The organism is Parafrankia discariae (assembly GCF_000373365.1).
Lineage (GTDB): Bacteria > Actinomycetota > Actinomycetes > Frankiales > Frankiaceae > Parafrankia > Parafrankia discariae.
This window is the reverse complement of sequence record NZ_KB891168.1, coordinates 1-2,699: the sequence shown is the minus strand read 5'-3', so window position 1 is coordinate 2,699 and position 2,699 is coordinate 1. Positions and strand designations below refer to the sequence as shown.

Sequence of the window (2,699 nt, the reverse complement as noted above, 5' to 3'; positions counted from 1 at the left end):
GCCTACCGGGTCAAACGCCCAACAGACACCGGCACCCGCCATGATCGACCGGCCACGATCATCCTCGCTCGCGCCGCTTAACTAAGCGGCATTGCGCCATAGGTATGAGACGCGCGAAGGACATCGGGACCTTCCAGCGAGTGGGAAGCGCCGTCTGGCGGGACGTGTAGTACGGCAATTAAGCACCATCGGGCTGGCGGCCGTCAAATGCCCGCCCGTGAAAAAAAGTTTCCGGGGAAGATGAAAAAACAGCTGTCGAAACGTATCGACGTGCTGGTAAAAACTGCTGCGGCGGAGGTGTTCAAATCCGTGACCTGCGGAAATAGTTGCGACAGGGTGTCTCGGTCGGAGGCGGCGGATCAGGTGAGGTCCAGGCGGGCGGTCGCGGTGGTCGGCGGCGAAGAATGAAGGAGAAGCGGCGCCCCGGGCGTCCTCGCGAAGGGCGTGGAAATGACGACAAAGACGACGGTGTCCGCCTCCTTCTTGGCTATGTGGCCGAGATCCTGGAAAATTACGGACTCACCTACAGCACGCTTGTTCCGGCCGTCGCGAGAAAAACAGGAAAGACGGAACAGGCGGCTTATCAGATGGTGCGCCGGCAGCTGGGAGGTTCCCAGAAGAGGCAGATCGACTGGTGGATTCTGGGGCTGCTTTTCGACCGCGTCCCCGGCGAGGAGGGCCTGACCGTCCGGGAGAAGGGCAGGCGGCTCTACGTCCAGGCGTACCCGGTGTCCCCCGTCCCGCCCCGGGACGACGACCTTCCGGTACCGGCCGTGGAGGTGGCTCCGACCCTGGTCAACCAGATGGTGCGGGAGGTCAGCAGCTTCCTCGCCACCGCCGCGGCAGACCCCGCCCGCCATACCGTCGACTCCACGCCGGCACCCCAGACCAGCACAGTCACGCTCGACCCGGCCCCTCCGCCTCCCGTACCGGCCGCACCCGCCGAACCCACGGGGAGGGAACCCGGCCCGGCGGCGGAGCCCTCGGACAGGCAACCCGAGATCGGCCCGGCCGCCCCTTCGACCGATCTCGACCGACTGAGAAAGATCGTCCGGGAGCTGAAGAAGGAGATCGCCCAGTACCAGGGCGAACGCGACACCGCCATCACCCGGCTTCTCCGGGCGAAAGCCGAACGCCGCGAGGCGGTACGCCGGCATCAGGCCCACATCCACAAACTGCTCGACGCCTCGCACCTGAGGCAGGGCCCTCACACCGACGAAACCCCCACCCGCCACGGACCAGACGCCGGCCCGCTCCAGGACCTCACCTACCCGGCCTACTGGCTTCTGCCGCCCGATCTGTCCCCGGCCGTCCCCGACCCCGTAGACCCCGCCGACCCCGCCGATCCGCCCACGCACAAAGACCGACCGACGGCGGCGGACCGCCTGCAGCACACCATCGCCGACCTCCGGCAGCACGCCCGGCGGATACGGCTCGAACGCGACAAGGCCATCACCCGACGCGCGTGGGAGGTCGCGGCCCTCCTCGAAGGCGAGCATCACTACAACGAACACGTGAACGAACTGGCCACCGCCCTACGCCGCCACCAGGACAGTCCGACCCGGCGCGCCCCGATCCGACGGATCCTCGGCCCCGACACCCAACAGACCGACGAACCTCCCCGCTGAGCCGCGCGGCCGCCACAGCCTCCAGACATCCCGCATCCCGCATCCGCGCCGCGGCCGCCGACAACGTCGCCCAGTCCGCCGGCACGGCGGGTGGGGAGCGCTCGACTGCCGGCGCGTTCCGGGCCTGGGTCGTGCGGCACTGGGCGGCTTTGTCCTCGACCATGCTGCGGCGGCGGACGCAGACCAACGAACCGGCCCGCTGCGCGGCCCTGCTGCCGGTCCTGGCGCGGCTGCCGCAACCGCTGGCGTTGCCGGAGGTGGGCGCGTCCGCCGGGCTGTGCCTGTATCCCGACGCCTACCAGTACCGCTACGGCGAGGACCCCACCGTGTTCGGCCCGCCTGACAGTCCGGTGCGGCTGAGCTGCGCGGTCACCGGGGATGTTCCGCGGCCGACGTCCATGCCCACGGTGGTGTGGCGCGCCGGCCTGGACCCGCATCCGCTCGACGTCACCAGCGACGACGACGTGCGCTGGCCCGAAGCGCTGATCTGGCCCGAGCAGCGGGAACGACGCGAGCGTCTGCACGCCGCGGCCCGCATCGCCCGCGCCGACCCGCCGCGCGTCATCGAAGGCGATCTGCTCGCCGACCTGCCGGCCCTGGCCGCCCAGGCGCCGGCCGGCGCCACACCGGTCGTCTTCCACAGCGCGGTGCTGCCCTACGTCCCGGCCGACACCCGCGCCGCCTTCGCCGAACTGGTCCGAGGCCTGCCGGCGCACTGGATCTCCAACGAGGGCATGGGCGTCCTGCCCGAACTCGCCGCGGCCGTCGAGGCCGACACCGGCGGCCCGGCGAGGTTCCTGCTCGCGCTGGACGACCAGCCCCTCGCGTTCACCGGGCCCCACGGCCAGGAGATCCAGTGGCTGACACCGCGCCAGGCACCCCGTCCACCGAAACCCCTGCCGGCATAGCCAGCGGAGGATCTACCGGCCGGCAGAAGGACGGTCAGGTCGTCCCCGGGTGCGCGGGCAGTTCCGGGTCTGGGACCCACTCACCCGGTTTTCCGGAGCCGCGCCGTGGCGTCGTCGGAGCCGGTGGCCAGGGTGTTGCCGTCCGGGGAGAACGCCACCGAGG

The 2,699-nt window shown here is 70.4% G+C and carries 3 protein-coding genes; 2 read left to right on the top strand and 1 reads right to left on the bottom strand.

Annotated elements, in window-relative coordinates:
• The first annotated feature begins 491 nt into the window (after positions 1-491).
• Positions 492-1,628, top strand: coding sequence for a hypothetical protein (locus tag B056_RS41785; protein ID WP_230202911.1), 1,137 nt, complete (start codon positions 492-494; stop codon positions 1,626-1,628).
• Positions 1,625-2,536: a DUF2332 domain-containing protein gene (locus B056_RS35920; protein ID WP_084647121.1), complete on the top strand. Its 912-nt coding sequence runs from the start codon at positions 1,625-1,627 to the stop codon at positions 2,534-2,536. The genes B056_RS41785 and B056_RS35920 overlap by 4 nt, the downstream gene beginning before the upstream one ends.
• Before the next feature lie 80 nt (positions 2,537-2,616).
• Here B056_RS35920 and B056_RS45990 read toward each other — a convergent pair whose 3' ends face one another.
• A complete protein-coding gene (locus B056_RS45990; protein WP_407672332.1) occupies positions 2,617-2,694 on the bottom strand; it encodes a WD40 repeat domain-containing protein in 78 nt (25 codons plus the stop codon).
• Positions 2,695-2,699 lie beyond the last annotated feature (5 nt).